At 70.9% G+C, this 15,872-nt stretch carries 19 protein-coding genes and 1 riboswitch; of the genes, 10 read left to right on the forward strand and 9 right to left on the reverse strand.

Annotated elements, in window-relative coordinates; translation table 11 throughout:
* Nucleotides 1-26 precede the first annotated feature (26 nt).
* Both M8J73_RS18120 and M8J73_RS18125 read right to left on the reverse strand, forming a co-directional pair.
* Nucleotides 27-251: a DUF397 domain-containing protein gene (locus M8J73_RS18120; protein ID WP_055542753.1), complete on the reverse strand. Its 225-nt coding sequence runs from the start codon at nucleotides 249-251 to the stop codon at nucleotides 27-29.
* Nucleotides 252-274: 23 nt separating this feature from the next.
* Nucleotides 275-1,132 (reverse strand): helix-turn-helix domain-containing protein, encoded by an 858-nt coding sequence (locus M8J73_RS18125; RefSeq protein WP_055542752.1) that lies wholly within the window; start codon nucleotides 1,130-1,132, stop codon nucleotides 275-277.
* A 246-nt stretch (nucleotides 1,133-1,378) separates the two neighbouring features.
* On the opposite strand from M8J73_RS18125, the gene M8J73_RS18130 reads away from it, so the two are divergent.
* Nucleotides 1,379-1,837 carry an ATP-binding protein gene (locus M8J73_RS18130; protein ID WP_055542751.1) on the forward strand — a complete coding sequence of 153 codons (459 nt, stop codon included), beginning with the start codon at nucleotides 1,379-1,381 and terminating at the stop codon, nucleotides 1,835-1,837.
* Here the strand turns inward: M8J73_RS18130 and M8J73_RS18135 are convergent.
* The 5 genes from M8J73_RS18135 to M8J73_RS18155 form a co-directional block, all read right to left on the reverse strand.
* A complete protein-coding gene (locus M8J73_RS18135; protein ID WP_055542750.1) occupies nucleotides 1,809-2,381 on the reverse strand; it encodes a DUF6328 family protein in 573 nt (190 codons plus the stop codon). The genes M8J73_RS18130 and M8J73_RS18135 overlap by 29 nt on opposite strands.
* Before the next feature lie 212 nt (nucleotides 2,382-2,593).
* A complete protein-coding gene (locus M8J73_RS18140) occupies nucleotides 2,594-3,067 on the reverse strand; it encodes a C40 family peptidase (protein ID WP_249828802.1) in 474 nt (157 codons plus the stop codon).
* Between the two features lie 3 nt (nucleotides 3,068-3,070).
* Nucleotides 3,071-3,269, reverse strand: a riboswitch (cyclic di-AMP (ydaO/yuaA leader).
* 365 nt (nucleotides 3,270-3,634) lie between these two features.
* Nucleotides 3,635-3,952 (reverse strand): hypothetical protein, encoded by a 318-nt coding sequence (locus M8J73_RS18145; protein WP_055543074.1) that lies wholly within the window; start codon nucleotides 3,950-3,952, stop codon nucleotides 3,635-3,637.
* 7 nt (nucleotides 3,953-3,959) lie between these two features.
* Nucleotides 3,960-4,601, reverse strand: coding sequence for an ATP-dependent Clp protease proteolytic subunit (locus M8J73_RS18150; protein WP_055543075.1), 642 nt, complete (start codon nucleotides 4,599-4,601; stop codon nucleotides 3,960-3,962).
* A gap of 169 nt (nucleotides 4,602-4,770) precedes the next feature.
* The gene (locus M8J73_RS18155; RefSeq protein WP_249828803.1) at nucleotides 4,771-5,169 is read right to left on the reverse strand and encodes a hypothetical protein; all 399 of its coding nucleotides are present in this window, start codon (nucleotides 5,167-5,169) and stop codon (nucleotides 4,771-4,773) included.
* 138 nt (nucleotides 5,170-5,307) lie between these two features.
* Here M8J73_RS18155 and M8J73_RS18160 point away from each other — a divergent pair, with 138 nt between their 5' ends.
* Entirely contained in the window at nucleotides 5,308-5,586 is a 279-nt protein-coding gene (locus tag M8J73_RS18160; protein WP_055542774.1) for a type II toxin-antitoxin system Phd/YefM family antitoxin, read from the forward strand.
* 150 nt (nucleotides 5,587-5,736) lie between these two features.
* On the opposite strand, the gene M8J73_RS18165 is transcribed toward M8J73_RS18160, so the two are convergent.
* On the reverse strand, nucleotides 5,737-6,831 hold the full coding sequence (locus M8J73_RS18165) for an ABC transporter permease (RefSeq protein ID WP_055542775.1): 1,095 nt from the start codon (nucleotides 6,829-6,831) through the stop codon (nucleotides 5,737-5,739).
* Between the two features lie 170 nt (nucleotides 6,832-7,001).
* Here M8J73_RS18165 and M8J73_RS18170 point away from each other — a divergent pair, with 170 nt between their 5' ends.
* The 8 genes from M8J73_RS18170 to M8J73_RS18205 all read left to right on the forward strand — a co-directional run bounded on the left by M8J73_RS18170 (nucleotide 7,002) and on the right by M8J73_RS18205 (nucleotide 14,627).
* A complete protein-coding gene (locus tag M8J73_RS18170; protein ID WP_055542778.1) occupies nucleotides 7,002-7,631 on the forward strand; it encodes a TetR/AcrR family transcriptional regulator in 630 nt (209 codons plus the stop codon).
* 445 nt (nucleotides 7,632-8,076) lie between these two features.
* Nucleotides 8,077-8,379, forward strand: a complete 303-nt coding sequence (locus M8J73_RS18175) for an urease subunit gamma (RefSeq protein WP_048819736.1) — start codon at nucleotides 8,077-8,079, stop codon at nucleotides 8,377-8,379.
* An 11-nt stretch (nucleotides 8,380-8,390) separates the two neighbouring features.
* Nucleotides 8,391-8,702, forward strand: coding sequence for an urease subunit beta (locus M8J73_RS18180; protein WP_055542776.1), 312 nt, complete (start codon nucleotides 8,391-8,393; stop codon nucleotides 8,700-8,702).
* Nucleotides 8,695-10,416 carry an urease subunit alpha gene (locus M8J73_RS18185; RefSeq protein WP_249828804.1) on the forward strand — a complete coding sequence of 574 codons (1,722 nt, stop codon included), beginning with the start codon at nucleotides 8,695-8,697 and terminating at the stop codon, nucleotides 10,414-10,416. Before M8J73_RS18180 ends, M8J73_RS18185 begins: the two co-directional genes overlap by 8 nt.
* Entirely contained in the window at nucleotides 10,416-11,090 is a 675-nt protein-coding gene (locus M8J73_RS18190) for an urease accessory protein UreF (protein ID WP_249828805.1), read from the forward strand. Before M8J73_RS18185 ends, M8J73_RS18190 begins: the two co-directional genes overlap by 1 nt.
* A 272-nt stretch (nucleotides 11,091-11,362) precedes the next feature.
* A complete protein-coding gene (ureG, locus tag M8J73_RS18195; RefSeq protein ID WP_055542545.1) occupies nucleotides 11,363-12,046 on the forward strand; it encodes an urease accessory protein UreG in 684 nt (227 codons plus the stop codon).
* 77 nt (nucleotides 12,047-12,123) lie between these two features.
* Nucleotides 12,124-12,885, forward strand: a complete 762-nt coding sequence (locus tag M8J73_RS18200) for an urease accessory protein UreD (RefSeq protein WP_055542546.1) — start codon at nucleotides 12,124-12,126, stop codon at nucleotides 12,883-12,885.
* A 152-nt stretch (nucleotides 12,886-13,037) separates the two neighbouring features.
* The gene (locus tag M8J73_RS18205) at nucleotides 13,038-14,627 is read left to right on the forward strand and encodes an alpha/beta hydrolase (protein WP_055542547.1); all 1,590 of its coding nucleotides are present in this window, start codon (nucleotides 13,038-13,040) and stop codon (nucleotides 14,625-14,627) included.
* Between the two features lie 105 nt (nucleotides 14,628-14,732).
* On the opposite strand, the gene M8J73_RS18210 is transcribed toward M8J73_RS18205, so the two are convergent.
* Entirely contained in the window at nucleotides 14,733-15,758 is a 1,026-nt protein-coding gene (locus M8J73_RS18210) for an NAD-dependent epimerase/dehydratase family protein (protein WP_055542548.1), read from the reverse strand.
* Between the last annotated feature and the right edge of the window lie 114 nt (nucleotides 15,759-15,872).

Raw genomic sequence — 15,872 nt, forward strand, 5'->3', positions numbered from 1 at the left:
GGAACCGGTGGTGCGGTCGGTGGTGCTCACCGAAGTGTGGTGACGAATCCCTCCCATGCCTCGGGGGTGAACAGCAGGGCGGGCCCGGCCGTGTTCTTCGAGTCGCGCACGGCCACCAGTCCGGCCAGTCGGCCGGACCCGGGACGGGCCGTTTCCACACAGTTGTTCATCCCCGTGCTGCGGCTGCTGCGCAGCCAGCGCACACCGTGTAGCGCGGTACTGGTGGGTACGTTCCGAGGCAGAGCTGACATGGTGCCTCCTTACGCGCCGGAAGCTAGCCCTGAGCCAGTCCGGCGATGTAATCCAACGAGTCCTCGGGCGAAAGGGCGTGGATCTGAAGGGTGTTGAAGGCCTCGACATAAGCCCTGAGGTCTTCTTTCCGTTCGAGGTAGAGGCTACTCGTCAAGTGGTCCAGAACAACCACGTCCAGATCGGAAGTGCTTCGAAATGAGAAGATTACGAAAGGACCGGTGATGCCGATGTGCGCCCCGGCAGTGAACGGCAGCACCTGCAGCCTCACTTGAGGCAGACGCGCCGCTTCGATCAACCGCTCCAGCTGATGGGCCATGACCTCGGGTCCGCCCACCTCACGTCGCAGAACGCCCTCGTCGAGCACGGCGCTCAGCTCCATCGGGGGACGCCCGCGCAGAACGTCCTGCCGCGCGAGCCGCACTTCCACGAGCGCGTCGATTTTGTCGTCTTCCAGCCCCTCCACCGCGGCCCGCGTCACCGCCCGTGCGTACTCGGGGGTCTGCAGCAGGCCCGGCACGACCGAGGTCTCCAGGGTGCGCATCCCGCTCGCCTGCGACTCCAGGCTGATGAAGTCCCGGTACGTCGGCGGCAGCACCCCTCGGTACGCGTGCCACCAGTTGTGCCGTCCGCCCCCGTCCTCGGAGCCCGCCAGCGCCATCAGCAGTTCCCGTAACTCCGTGTCGTCGATCGCGTAGGCGTCCAGCAGCCGGTGGACGTCCGCGGGCTTCACCCCGCTGGCGCCCGTCTCGATGCGGCTCACCTTCGACTGGTGCCAGCCCACGAGACGGGCGGCCTCGATGCTGGTGATGCCGACGCGGGTGCGCAGGAGGCGCAACTCGGCGCCGAGCTTGCGGCGGCGCACCGCCGGACCGTATTGCATGGGTGTCTCCTTCCGCCCGGCGCGGGAAGTCGGGTGACGGTAGAGGATGGCCCGAGGGGCCCCTCGAATACGGTCGGCCGTCGGAGAGTTCACCGCTTCGAGCGACAGATATATGCATATCTTGGTGGATCGCCACCCGTGACGGCCCAGGTAGTGGCAGTCTGGCGCGAAGCACCAGTCCGGGACCGTACTCGAGTCATCCGCTCCCAGTCGGACATCGGTCCCGTGGGAAAGGGACGCACCGCCATGGCAGATCACCAGGAAGCATCCGTCACTCTGCCGAGCGATCCCGCCTCGGTGTCCGCGGCCCGGAGATACGTCGCCACCGTGCTGGCCGAATGGGGCCTGCCGAGGGACACGGACATCGCGGACACCGTGCGCCTGATCGTGTCCGAACTCGCCACCAACGCCGTTCAGCACACCTTCGGTCAGTCACCCACGTTCACCGTGGACCTCGTCCTCGACCGTGACGAGCATCTGCACATCGGCGTCACCGACAGTCATCCGCGCTTCCCGAAACGTCTGCCCGCCGCCGTCCAGCAGGACAACGGGCGGGGCATGGTCATCATCCGCTGGCTGACCGCCGAGTGCGGTGGGCGGCTGAGCGTCAGACCCACGCGGGAGGGCGGCAAGACGGTGGCGATCGAGCTTCCGTGGGCCGTCCCCGTGCAGCCGGTCAGGGCAGGCGGTTCGCAGGAGCCCTGACGGAGTCCCGCCCCTGAGGAGCGGGGACCGTCCCGCTGGGGCGCGGCGCGGGCGGTGTGCGGTTCCCGCGGACGGAGCGTCCCACCAGCCTCGGCAGCAGGCCCCACAGCAGCAGACAGCCCACGAGCGTGCCACCGCCGGCGGTGAGGCCCGCGGCCCGGCCGAGTGTCACGTCCACGACGAGCAGGACCGATCCCGCGAAGGCCGGCATGAGCACTCCCAGGCCGACGCCGGCCAGCCTGGACGAGACCCGGACGATGGTGGGCTTGGCGTTCTGCTGGAACAGCGAGCGGTGCAGGGCGGCCGGGGCGGTGAAGAGGGCCGCCGCGAGGACCGCCAGCAGCAGTGTGGTGACGTAGGTGCCGCGCTGGAACGAGTCCAGGTCCGGAAAACGCGGGGTGAAGGCCAGCGTCAGCAGGAACGCGAAGAGGATCTGCACCCCCGTCTGGGTGACCCGCAGCTCCTGCAGCAACTCGGAGAAGTTGCGGTCGGCCCGCTCGAGAGGCGTCTCGTTGCGAGCGGGGCTGATGCGTTCGTCGGCCATAGCTGTGCGAGTAACCATCCGGGCCCGTGTCACGCCTGCCGAGGAGGGGGCGAAAGAGGGTTCTGAGGCACTGGGGGACCTGGGTACCGACCTGGGAGCGGCCGGAGGCACAAAGGGCGGCCGGGGACGACGAGGCCGCGGCAGGGGTGACCGAGAGGGCGGCCCCGGGGCGACCGAGGGGGCGGCCGGTGCTCCGGCCGCCCCCCGGCGGGTCAGCGGACCCGGCCGTACCAGACGCTCTTCGTCCAGATCTTCTGCAGTCGCACGACGTCACCCGTCTTCGGCGAGTGCCAGATCTTTCCCTTCCCCGCGTAGATCCCGACGTGGTACACGTTCGATCCCGAGTGGAAGAAGACGAGGTCTCCGAGCTTGCGGCTGCTCGCGGAGACGTGCTTCGTCTTGTTGTACTGCTGCTGGGCAGTACGGGGCAGCTTCTTGCCCGCCTTCTTGAACGAGTAGAGCGTCAGCCCTGAGCAGTCGAACCTGCCGGGGCCCGTCGCGCCGTACCGGTAGGGGGAGCCCTTCTTGGAAGCCGCGACCTGAAGTGCCTTCGACGCCACTGTGGCGGCCTCGGCGTCCGATGCGACGCCCGGGACCACGATGCTGCCGCCGACGGCGGCGATGGTGAGAGCCGAGGCCGTGCCGGCCCGGGTCAACAGCGACGGGACACGATTGAGCGCAGACATGCGCAACCCTTCGTCAGCCGCCTGTGAAGGATGACCTGTCGGATTCGGGCTGGCGAAGTTGCCCGGCCGCTGACGCGGCTTCACCCCAAGGGCTGCTCGGCCCGGTCATGGCGTGACCGTCCCGGCGACCCGTCGTGCTTGGGTCCTCCACTCCTGCCGATCCACTCCTGTCGACCGGTCATCCGGACGGCGGCAGGACTCGGCGTCCGCCCGGATCGCCCCGCCGCTGCGGCGGGGGCTTGTCGTCAGGAAGGGATCTTGACGCACTGAAGTCCGAAAATCCCAACGGAATCAGGGATTTGTGGTGTTACTCACCACTCGCCCGTTCGGGTGGACAGACCTTTTTCAGCTGTTCTGTCCACAGAGTCGAGGACGTCCGTACCAGCATCGGAATGGCAGCTTCCGGCACTCTTGCAGGCATGATGCGCAACTCCGGCGGTTTCGGGGACGGATGGGCCGATGGGTTGTTCCGCGTAGGCCGTCCGGAGGGTCGAGACCCGGACCGGAGGGCCCGTCAGTAGTACGGCGCGCGACGCCCGATCGGTTCAGGCGGGTGAGTCCTCGGGGTCAGGCGGGGGAGTCCTCGGGTTCCGGCGGAAGGGTGACCCGGGCCGCCCGTCGCTCCCCGTCCAGGACCCGCAGGGCACGGGCCAGGGTGGGGGCGTGCAGTTCGTTCTCACCACGCGCGTGCATGAGTTCGAGCGCGTCGCGCAGCGCCGTCGCCCGGCTGACGAGGGCCTGTGCGGCCCGCAGCCCGCGATACGTGTCGCCGGGGCGGGCCGGGTTGATCCGGCCCAGCAGGTCGACCACGTCCAGATAACGGTCGATCAACTCCGCCTCGGCGCGCGTCAGCGCGGGCAACGGCGGCAGCTCGGGTGGGAGCATCGGCGGCTCACCTCGCGCCGGGGAGCGCCCGCGAGCCCTTGCGGCTCGGCACGACCCGGTCGGCCAGGCCGTACTCCACGGCTCCGTGCGCGTCGAGGATCTTGTCCCGCTCGATGTCGCCGCTGATCCGCTCGTGGCTCTGCCCGGTGTGCCGTACGAGCAGCTCCTCCAGCCGTCGGCGGTTGCGCAGCAGCTCCTCGGCCTGGATCGCCAGATCGCTCGCCTGCCCGGTGACCGGCTCGGCCAGCGCCGGCTGATGGATCACCACCTGCGCGCCCTGCAACACGGATCGCTTGCCCGGGGTGCCCGCCGCCAGCAGTACCGCGGCGGAGGCTCCCGCCCGGCCGAGGCAGACGGTCTCCACGTCGCAGGTGACGAACCGGATCGTGTCGTAGATCGCCGTCATCGCGCTGAACGAGCCGCCGGGGGAGTTGATGTAGAGAGAGATGTCCCGCTCAGGGGACTGGTACTCCAGGTGCATGAACTGCGCCATCACGTCGTTCGCCGACGTGTCGTCGATCTGCGTCCCGAGGAACACGATCCGCTCCTCCAGCAACTTGGCATACGGATCCATCGTTCGGTGACCCGTACTTGTGCGTTCGGTGAATTCGGGGAGCACATGGCGGGCCGACGGGCGGTTGGCGGGCATGGGAGTCTCCTCTGATCGACTTCTGTCAAAAATGTACAGGACGTACGTCGCTTCGGGGTAAGACTTGGCCGACAGCGAAAATCCCCGCGGAGCGTGACTCCACGGGGATCGGTCTCGGGCCCGGGTAAGCGGTGGGGTGTCGGGTGGGGCGCGCGGGTGGGACGTCGGGTCAGTTGAGCGGGGCGGGGGCGGGGGTTCCGTAGAAGGTGATGGGGGGCCAGCCGCGGGTGGCGGCGAGTTCGTTGAGGGCGTTCGCCACCTCGAGCGCCGAGATCCGCTGGGCCGCCGGCGCCTCCGTCGTGCTCACGGTGAAGCTGACCGTGAGCTCCGTCATCTCGGTACCGGGCATGCGGACGTACCCGCTGAACTTGGTGCCCTCCGGGAAGTCGGCCGTCGCGTTCTCCTGGGCCTGGGCCTGGGCCTGCACCGGCGTCGGGTTTTCGTCCGCGCTCCCGTTCTCGGCCGCGCGGGCCGGTCCGCCGGCGAACAGCGCGGGACCCGCCGCCGCTGTCCCCGCCGCCGCTGTCCCCGTGTATCCGAGCAGTGTGCGCCTGGAAAGGCTGGACATGATCGATCTCCCCGATTGATTGTCATGAACGCCTCCCGGTGGAGGTCATTGTGATCGTACGAACGTACGGAGCGTCATGGGGCAGAATGGGATCTTCCGCTCCGGGGAGGCGGGGGGACCCGGTCTAAGCTGGACCCCATGGCCTACGAGATTCCGGTGACGCAAGCCAGGGCTGAGCTCGCCGATCTGATCAACCGAGTGGTCTACGGCGGCGAGCGCGTCGTCGTGACGCGGCACGGCAAGCCCCTCGTCGCCCTGGTCTCCGCCGCCGATCTGGAGCAGCTCGAAGCGCTCCAGGATCCCGCGGAGGAACCCGTGATCAGCGCGGTCTCCGGCGTCCGAGAGGTGGCGTCGCCTCCCCGGGACCAGCAGCGGTTCGGCATCACGGCGGAGCACCGGGGGTCGGGCGCCTCCTAGGGGCGCGCGGGCGCGTCACTTGCCACATATACGAGCAGGCCGTGCGCCCCCGTCCGCTACAGCGGGGGCGCACGGCCTGTCTGTGGGGCCGCTTCTCGTGTGGCGTCGGCTCCGGATCCGACGCCGGTTCTGGCCCGGAGCCGCTCGCGGTCAGTACGCGGGCGTGGGGGCCGGAGTGCGGCCGGTGGTGGGTGCGGCGGGCTGTGACGTGTTGGGCTTCTTTGGCCGCTTGAGCAGGGGGCCCAGGAGGACCGCGCCCAGGCCGAGTACGGCCCACCAGGTCAGGACGAGTGCCGGGCTGAGGGCGGCGGCGCCGTCGAAGAACGAGACGGAGCGCAGCAAGGTCGCGCCCGCGCCCGGCGGCAGCCACTGACCGAGCGTCCCGGCGGGCTCGGGCAGCATCCGGGGTGCCGAGGCGGCGCCCGAGAACGGGTTGCCGAGGAACACGATCAGCAGCGCGCCCAGACCGAGGCCCGCCCGGCCCAGCAGCGCGGCCAGGCCGGCCACGGTGGCACCCACGGCGAGCGTGGTGAGGCTCAGTACGCCGGCCTCCGCCCACCAGTCACCGGTGAGCACGCCCAGCCAGGTGTGCGCCAGGGCCGCGGCGGCGAGACCGACCAGGACGGCCGCCCCGGCCAGTGCGCCGGCCGCACGCGCCCCGCGCAACCCGAGCAGCGTCACCACCGCGCCGGAGGCGGTACCGGCCAGCGCCAGCGGCAGCACACTCGAACCGAAGACCGACCCGCGCGGGTCCTTTGCCGGGGTCGCCACCACATCGGTGACCTCCACCCGGGCGCCCTCCTGAGCGGCCTGCTCGCCCACCGCCTGCTGGAGCAACTGCGCGACCATCGGGCTCGCCGCCGACGCCGTCAGCAGCTTCGGCCCCGCCTCGGTGACCACGACCGCGCCGTACACGGTCCGGTCCTCGATCGCGTCCCGCGCGGCTGCCTCGTCGGCGTAACGGTGCACCTCGAAAGCGCCGTCCCGCTGCTCCAGGCGCTGCTCGACCTGCGCGGCGGCGGTCGCGGGCCCCGCCACGCCGAGCGGCAGATCGCGCGGGGCGATACGGGCGTTGGGCCAGGCGAAGGCCCAGAGCGCGAGTGCCGCGATGACGGGGATCAGCACGATGACCGCGACCATCCGGCGACTCGGCGGTATCACGTGCGCCCCGGAGCCGGTCGGAACGGCCGGTGTGGCCGGGGCGGCGGGCTCGGCCGCCGAGGGTGCGGTGGACGTGGCGGACATGGTTTCCCTCCATACCGATGGGGTGGGTGGGGAGCGGTGGTGTGCCGGGTCTCGGTCGGCCTCGGCGCGCTCCCGGCCACTAAAAAGAAGGAGCGTTCGTTTTTCTTGTCTTCACCATGCTCGCCGAGGCGCGCCTTGTCAAGAAGGAACGTTCGTTTTACTTTTGGGGCATGCCTCGCGTATCGCAGGAGCGTCTAGACGCCCGCCGCCGCCAGATCCTCGACGCCGCGGCCCGCTGCTTCGCCCGCAACGGGTTCCATGCCACGTCGATGCAGGACGTACTGAAGGAGGCGGACCTCTCCGCCGGGGCCGTCTACCGCTACTTCAGCGGCAAGGAAGAGCTGATCTCCGCGATCGTCGCGGAGGTGATCAGTGAGATCCGGGGCGCGTTCCAGGAAGCCGCTGCCCAGCGGCCGCTGCCGTCCCCGGACATCCTCATCGGCATGGTCATCCGGCAGATCCTCGGCAAGGAGACGACGCTGGGGCCGAGTGGCGGGTCCCTCTACCCCCGGTTGATGGTGCAGGTGTGGGCCGAGACCATCCGCAACCCGGAGTTGCAGAACATGCTCAACGACGGTTTCGCGCAGGTGCGGCAGCCGTGGATCGAGATCGTCGAGGCGTACCAGGACGCGGGGATGATGCGGGCCGACATCCCGGCGCTCAGCGTGGCGCGGACGTTGATCGCGCTCGCCCAGGGTTTCGCGGCCCAGTACGCGCTCTTCGGGGACATGCCGGTCCAGGTGGTCGAGCTGGGGCTGAAGGCTCTGATGGGCATGGAGCACCCGGCCGCCCGCAGCTGAGCCGGCCGCGCGACGCCGCGTCGACGCCACGCCGCGCCCACGCCACGCCGCGTCGACGCCACGCCGCGTCGATGCCACGCCGCGCCCACGCCACGCCGCGCCCGCGCCGCGCCGCGCCGCGTGACTCCGGACGGGCCCCGTCGGTGTCGTACTGCCCGTGGGCCCCAGCCCGTCGCGTCGGCCCGTCGCGTCGGCCCGAGCCGACCGGATTCGCGCCCCGGCCCCCGGCGCAGGCCCGAGTTGCCCGGCGTCGGCCCCGGGCCGGTGGGGCGGGCCGTGTCGGCGGTGGCTGGATCGGCGTGGGGCGATGTGCGGGCAACATCGGTCGGTTAACGTCACCGAAACGACGCCCAATTAGCCTGCGGCCACGCCACCTGCGATGTTGCGCGGTGGCGAGGCAACCGGACCCCGCACGGTCCGGAGCGAGGATGTGAGGTGGGACGCCGTGCAACTGACCCCGCACGAGCAGGAGAGGCTGCTGATCCATGTGGCGGCGGACGTGGCCGAGAAGCGCAGGGCCCGGGGCCTGAAGCTGAACCACCCCGAAGCCGTCGCCCTGATCACCGCGCACATCCTGGAAGGCGCGCGGGACGGCCGTACGGTGGCCGAACTCATGGCGTCCGGGCGGAAGCTGCTCACCCGCGACGACGTGATGGAGGGCATTCCCGAGATGATCCACGACGTCCAGGTCGAGGCGACGTTCCCGGACGGCACCAAGCTCGTCACCGTCCACGACCCGATCGTCTGAAGGGGGCTGCCGTGATTCCCGGAGAGATCCTCTTCGCCGAGGGCCCGATCGTGTACAACGAGGGCCGTGAGGTCACCCGCCTGACCGTCCTCAACGCCGCCGACCGGCCCGTCCAGGTCGGCTCCCACTACCACTTCGCCGAGGCCAACCCCGGCCTGGAGTTCGACCGTGCCGCCGCGCGCGGCAAGCGGCTGAACGTCGCCGCCGGCACCGCCGTGCGGTTCGAGCCCGGGATCCCCGTCGACGTCGAACTCGTCCCGCTCACCGGCGCCCGTGTCGTGCCGGGACTGCGCGGGGAGACCGGAGGTGCCCTCGATGCCTGAGATCTCGCGTGCCGCGTACGCCGACCTGTTCGGACCGACCACCGGTGACCGCATCCGGCTCGCCGACACCGATCTGCTCGTCGAGATCGAGGAGGACCGTTCCGGCGGTCCCGGACTCGCCGGTGACGAGGCCGTGTTCGGCGGTGGCAAGGTCATCCGTGAATCCATGGGCCAGGCTCGCGCTACGCGCGCAGACGGCACCCCGGACACGGTCATCACCGGCGCGGTGATCATCGACCACTGGGGCATCGTCAAGGCCGACATCGGCATCCGCGACGGCCGTATCACCGGCATCGGCAAGGCCGGCAACCCCGACACCATGGACGGCGTCCACCCCGACCTCGTCATCGGGCCCGAGACGGAGATCATCGCGGGCAACGGGCGGATCGTGACCGCCGGTGCCATCGACGCGCACGTCCACTTCATCTGCCCGCAGATCGCCGACGAGGCGCTGGCCTCCGGAGTGACCACTCTGGTCGGCGGCGGCACCGGACCGGCGGAGGGCTCCAAGGCGACCACCGTCACCCCCGGCCCCTGGCATCTCGCCCGGATGCTGGAGGCGATGGAGCAGTACCCGCTGAACATCGGATTCCTCGGCAAGGGCAACACCGTCTCCCACGAGGCGATGCTGTCCCAGATCCGGGGCGGGGCGCTCGGCCTGAAGCTGCACGAGGACTGGGGGTCGACGCCCGCCGTCATCGACGCGTCCCTGACCGTCGCCGACCGGACCGGCATCCAGGTCGCCATCCACACGGACACCCTCAACGAGGCCGGGTTCGTCGGCGACACGCTGGCCGCCATCGCCGGACGGGGCATCCACGCGTACCACACCGAGGGCGCGGGCGGCGGGCACGCGCCCGACATCATGAGCGTGGTCTCGCAGCCGCACGTGCTGCCCAGCTCCACCAACCCGACCCGGCCCTACACCGTCAACACCGCCGAGGAACACCTCGACATGCTGATGGTCTGCCACCACCTGAACGCGGCGGTGCCGGAGGACCTGGCGTTCGCCGAGTCGCGGATCCGGCCGTCGACCATCGGGGCCGAGGACATACTGCACGACCTGGGCGCCATCTCGATCATCTCGTCCGACGCGCAGGCCATGGGCCGTGTGGGCGAGGTCGTCCTGCGCACCTGGCAGACCGCGCACGTGATGAAGCGGCGACGGGGCGCCCTGCCGGGTGACGACCGCGCCGACAACCACCGTGTACGTCGCTATGTCGCCAAATACACGATCAACCCCGCGCTCGCGCAGGGCCTCGCCCGTGAGATCGGGTCCGTGGAGAGCGGCAAGCTCGCCGACCTGGTGGTGTGGGAGCCCGCGTTCTTCGGGGTGAAGCCGCAGCTCGTGATCAAGGGCGGGCAGATCGCGTACGCGCAGATGGGCGACGCCAACGCGTCCATCCCGACACCGCAGCCGATCCTCCCGCGCCCGATGTACGGGGCGATCGGGCGGGCGCCGGCCTCCAACTCGTTCAACTTCGTGGCGCCGCTCGCCATCGAGGACGGACTGCCGGAGCGGCTCTCGCTCGGGAAGCGGTTCGTCGCCATCGAGTCGACGCGCGGGGTCACCAAGGCCGACATGCGGGAGAACGACGCGCGGCCCGAGGTGCGGATCGACCCCGACAGCTTCGCCGTGCACATCGACGGCGAGCTGGTGGAGGCGACACCGGCCTCCGAACTGCCCATGGCTCAGCGGTACTTCCTCTTCTGATGTCCAGGGCGACTCTTCTCGTACTGGCCGACGGCCGCTTTCCCGCCGGGGGGCACGCGCACTCCGGCGGGGCCGAGGCGGCCGTCAAGGCCGGGCTGATCCGCGGGGCGGAAGGGCTGGAGGCGTTCTGCCGGGGTCGGTTGCACACGGTGGGGCTGGTGTCGGCGGCGCTGGCCGCGGCTGCGGCGCTCGGGGTGGACCCGGTCGCACTGGACGCGGCGGCCGACGCCCGGACACCGTCGCTCGCTCTGCGGGGCGCCTCCCGCAAGCTGGGGCGGCAGTTGATGCGGGCGGCCCGGGCGACCTGGCCGTCCGGTGAACTGGACGTGCTGGCACGGGAGTTCCCCAAGGGGGCGCACCAGCCGGTGGTGTTGGGGGTCACGGCGCGGGCGGCCGGGCTCGGGCCCGAGGACGCCGCGTACTGCTCCGTGTACGAGAGCGTGAGCGGGCCGGCCGGTGCGACCGTGCGGTTGCTGAGCCTGGATCCGTTCGACGCGACGGGGGTGGTGGCGCGGTTGGCTCCCGAGATGGACCGTGTGGTGCGGTCGGCCGTCGAGGCGGGGCGGGAGGCCGTCGGGGGAGGGGTGGATGTGCTGCCGGCGGCTTCCGGGCCGTTGCTGGAGATCGGGGCGGAGGTGCATGCGGCTTGGGCCGTGCGGTTGTTCGCCTCGTAGGAGGGGGTCGCCCCCGCCGCCCCTACCCGTCCCATCCCCAGGGGCTGCGCCCCTTCGACCCCCGCGTTCGAGCTCGGGGGCGTGTGATTCGTCGGCGGGTGCGGGTTGTCGTGGGCTGATCGCGCAGTTCCCCGCGCCCCTAAAAGACTCGGGTGTGCCCCCTGCTTTTCAGGGGCGCGGGGAACTGCGCGAGCAACCACCCACGCGCCGCACCCGCCTGATCACCACGCCTCCGAACTCTTCGGCCAGCCCAATAACAAAGGAGCCGCTTCATGCATCTCGACCATGACCATCTCCATGACGGTCCCTCCGCGGTGAGCGCGGACGCGTATCGGCCCGACGGGCGTCGCCGCGCGCTGCGGATCGGTCTCGGCGGACCCGTGGGGTCCGGCAAGACGGCGACCGTTGCGGCGCTGTGCCGTGCGCTGCGGGACGAGCTCGCCCTGGCCGTCGTGACCAACGACATCTACACGCGGGAGGACGCCGAGTTCCTGCTGCGCGAGGCCGTGCTGCCGCCCGAGCGGATCACGGCCGTGGAGACGGGCGCATGCCCGCACACGGCGATCCGGGACGACATCTCGGCGAACCTGGAAGCCGTCGAGGACCTGGAGGACGAGGTCGGCCCGCTCGATCTCGTCCTCGTCGAGTCCGGCGGCGACAACCTCACCGCCACGTTCTCCAAGGGCCTCGTGGACGCGCAGATCTTCGTGATCGACGTGGCCGGCGGCGACGACATCCCCCGCAAGGGCGGTCCCGGCGTCACCACCGCCGATCTGCTCGTGGTCAACAAGACGGACCTCGCGCCGTACGTCGGGTCGGACCTCGGCCGGATGGCCGCAGACGCGAAGGCGCAGCGCGCCGAACTGCCGGTCGTTTTCCAGTCGCTCAGGAGCGAGGCCGGTGTCACCGACGTCGCCGCCTGGGTACGGGAACGGCTCGCGGCGTGGACCGCATGACGGCGGCGGGAGGTGCTGGGCCGCGGGGTACGGGCGCGACGAAGCCGCGGGACGCGGGTCCCGCTCGTACGCCCGCCATGAGTACGACCGGTGTCCGCGCCACCGCACGGCTCACCGCCCGTGCCGACGGGCGCGGCGATACCGCTCTGCCCGTGCTGGAGAGCCATGGGCCGCTCGCGCTGCGGCGCACCCGGGGGAGTGGTGACGAGGCCCGGGTCATGCTGGTCGGCGCCATGAGCGGCCCGCTCGGGGGCGACCGTCTTGCCGTGGAGGCGGAGGTCGGGGAGGGCGCCCGGCTGCACCTGGGGTCCGCGGCGGCGACCATCGCGCTGCCGGGGCAGGGCAAGGAGGACGCCCGCTACGACGTGCGGGTCCGGGTCGCCGCCGGGGGCGAACTGCGGTGGCTGCCCGAGCAGTTGATCTCGGCCTGCGGCAGCGACCTGCGGGTGTCGACCTCACTGGATCTCGCGTCCGGTGCCCGGCTCGTGTTCCGGGAGGAGCAGGTGCTGGGGCGGGCCGGGGAGGAGCCCGGGCGGTTGAGCAGCCGGCTCACCGTGCGGCTGGACGGGCGGGCGCTGCTCGACCAGGAGGTGTCCTGCGGTCCGGGCGCACCCGGCGGCTGGGACGGTCCCGCCGTGCTGGGCGGGTATCGTGCGCTCGGGCAACTCGTCGTCGTACGACCGGAGTTCGCGGAGCGGGCGCCTGAACCCCGGGTGCTGGGGGAGGCGGCCACGCTCACTCCGTTGGCCGGGCCCGCCGTCCTCGTCAGTGCCCTGGCGCCCGACGCGTTGCTGCTGCGGCGGGTGTTGGAGGAGGCGTTGGCCGGGCTCGACGGCTGACCCGCAGCCCGCTCAACGGAACGTTCCTCACCGGTTATCGGATTAGTAAAGAACGTTCCGCCCCCCTGTTCCCCGATGCCTCACAAGTACGAGGATCCCCGTGACCATTCGAAACTTCGAAACGATGTACGGGGAGTTCCCTCTTGAGAGGTATGAGGCCGACGAGAAGGGCGGCAGCGTTCGGCTCCGCCGGACTGCTCGTCACGGCGACCCTGATAGCCGGCGCCGTCACCGCCCCCGTGGCCAACGCCGCGGCCGGCGGCGGTGGCAAGGACCTGGAGGCCAAGGGTGTCGCCGTCGCCGCCGCCAAGGCGGCGAAGAAGGGCGTCACGTGGCAGGACTGCCCCGAGGCATGGGGGCTGGAGAAGCCCATCCAGTGCGGCTGGGTCACCGTGCCGCTGAACTACGCCAAGCCGAACGGCAAGCAGATCAAGCTCGCCGTGGACCACATCGGCAGCACGGGCACGAAGGAGGAGCGCCAGGGCGCCCTCGTCTACAACCCGGGCGGCCCCGGCGGCTCGGGTCTGCGCTTCCCGCGCCGGGTCACCACCAAGAACCCGCTGTGGGTGAACGTCTCCAAGGCGTACGACTTCGTGGGCTTCGACCCGCGCGGTGTCGGCAAGTCGGCGCCCATCTCCTGTGTCGACCCGCAGGAGTTCGTGAAGGCGCCCAAGATGGACCCGGTGCCCGACACCGAGGCCGACAAGCGCAAGCAGCGCAAGCTCGCCGCCGCCTACGCGGCCGGCTGCAAGGAGCGCAGCGGCGCGATGCTGCCGTACATGACCACGGCGAACACGGCGCGTGACCTGGACGTCATCCGTGCCGCCCTCGGGGAGAAGAAGCTCAACTTCCTCGGCGTCTCGTACGGCACCTACCTCGGCGCGGTCTACGGCACCCTCTTCCCGACCCACGTGCGCCGCCTGGTCGTCGACAGCGTGGTGAACCCCTCGCGCGAGAAGATCTGGTACCAGGCCAACCTGGACCAGGACGTCGCCTTCGAGGGGCGCTGGAAGGACTGGACGAAGTGGGTCGCGCAGAACGACGCGACGTTCCACCTCGGTGACACCCGCGCCAAGGTGCAGGCGAAGTGGCTGGAGCTGCGCGCCACCGCGAAGAAGAACCCGATCGGCGGGCTCGTCGGCCCGGCCGAGCTGATCTCCTTCTTCCAGAGCGCCCCGTACTACGACTCCGCGTGGGTGCCCACCGCGCAGGTGTGGAGCAAGTACGCCGCCGGTGACACCCAGGCGCTGGTCGACGCGGCCGCCCCGGACCTCAGCGACACCGCGGGCAACGCGGCGTCGGAGAACGGCAACGCCGTCTACACCGCGGTCGAGTGCACCGACGCCAAGTGGCCCACCAGCTGGAAGACGTGGGACCGCGACAACACCCGGCTGCACAAGAACTACCCGTTCATGACCTGGGCCAACGCCTGGATGAACCTGCCGTGCGCGACCTGGCCGTCGAAGCAGTACACGCCGGTGGAGGTCAAGACGAAGAAGGGCCTGCCGCCCGTCCTGATCGTCCAGTCCGAGCGTGACGCGGCCACCCCGTACGAGGGTGCCGTCGAGCTGCACAAGCGGTTCAAGGGCTCGCGTCTGATCACGGAGACGAAGGCCGGCTCCCACGGAGTCACCGGCCTGGTCAACGCGTGTGTCAACGAGCGCGTGGACTCCTACCTGCTCACCGGCAAGGTGGGCAAGTCCGACGTGAAGTGCACCCCGCACGCCACGCCGGCACCGTAGGGAACTGAGTGCGTGAAGGGCGACCGGGCCGACCGGTCGCCCTTCCTTCATGTGTCAGGCCCGATCATGTGCCTGGTCCGACCCTGTGTCAGGGGACTCGGCCGCTCACGGCCGGTGTTCCGCCAACCAGGCGTCCTCCGCCGCGTAGTCGAAGAGGTCGCCGTACGCCGCGGCCATCTTGGGGTACGCCTCCCGCCAGTCCCGGCCGCCCACCAGCCGGCTCTCGATCCACGCGACGGTCTCCGGCAGGGTCTCGGCGTACCGGACCACCGGGCGGTAGCCCACCTCCCGCTCGGCCGCCGACATGTCGCACACCACGTCCGTGGGCACGGACCATGGGGTGTCGCCCACCGTGGGCGAGGGGGCGGGCCCGTCGACGAGCACGTCCTCCACCGTGACGCCCATCACGGCGTCGATCGCGGCGGCGATCTCCTCGACCGTGGGCGCGTCGGGGTCGACCGCGTTGAGTGCCCGGGAACCCGGCCGGGCGGCGGCCAGGCGGATCAGTTCGGCGATGTTGGTGACGCTCGCCGGATGGAAGCGGCTCCGCCCGCCGTACGCGAGGATCCGCCGGGGCCGCCGGTCGAGGTTGCGCTTCACGAAGTACAGCTCACGGGGCGTACGGCAGTGCGGCCCGTGGATGGCGCCCGCGCGCAGCAGCGTCGTCGGCAACCGGTCGCCGGCGGCGAGGAGTTCCCGTTCGAGCCCCGCCTTGCGGGTGCTGTACGACGTTTCGCCGGGCTGGATCGTCCGCTGCTCCTCGGTGAGGGGGAGGGGGTACTCGGGGAAGCCGTCCGGCTCGGTCTGGGTGTCGAAGTTGCGGCCCTTGTCGTCCTCGTACACCGACACACTGGAGACGACGACCGCCGAGCCGATCCGGTCGGCCAACGCGGTCAACTGCCGTGCGTGTTCGGGCCCGTACGCGACCATGTCCACCACGACGTCGCAGCTGTCGCCGATCGCCGCCGCCAGCGCCGTGTCGTCCGCGCGGTCCACGCGTCCGACCCGCACCTCCTCGGGCCAGCCGTCGTCCCGCCCGCCTCCCCGCGACAGGGCCGTCACCTCCCAGCCGTCCCTCGCCAGCACGCCCACGGCCACACGCCCGATCTGTCCCGTCGCCCCGATCACCACAGCACGTCTCATGCTCCGACCGTACGGCGGTGGCGCTGCCCCAGGAGGAGGATCTGCTCTGGGCAGAGCCCGGCCGCCCGGCAGCCGGCCCGCCGACTCCGGTTGCCGCACCGC

It is taken from the genome of Streptomyces neyagawaensis (assembly GCF_023516595.1).
Classification (GTDB): domain Bacteria; phylum Actinomycetota; class Actinomycetes; order Streptomycetales; family Streptomycetaceae; genus Streptomyces; species Streptomyces neyagawaensis.